The 234-nt window shown below is 47.9% G+C and carries 1 protein-coding gene; it reads left to right on the forward strand.

Annotated elements, in window-relative coordinates; genetic code table 11:
* Positions 1-234: SDR family NAD(P)-dependent oxidoreductase (locus AAEY83_RS18690; RefSeq protein WP_351061701.1), on the forward strand; the 234-nt coding region annotated here is incomplete at both ends.

A 234-nucleotide genomic window follows, 5' to 3' on the forward strand; every position in this document is an offset into this window, starting at 1 on the left:
GGCTCAGCCTCTGCTTACGTGCCTTTTGCTCGTGCCGAAGCCTATGGTAGCTCAAAAGCCGCTATCCATTATCTTATGAAAACCTTACAGATTAGTCTTGTTCCGCAGGATATCTCGGTGAGCTTAGTCGTTCCCGGCTTTGTCGAAACGCCGATGACCAAACAAAATGATTTTCCCATGCCATTTATCCAAACACCAAAACAGGCAAGCCAAGCGATACGCGATGGTATTGCC

It is taken from the genome of Psychrobacter sp. TB20-MNA-CIBAN-0197 (assembly GCF_040309765.1).
GTDB classification, from domain to species: Bacteria; Pseudomonadota; Gammaproteobacteria; order Pseudomonadales; family Moraxellaceae; genus Psychrobacter; species Psychrobacter submarinus.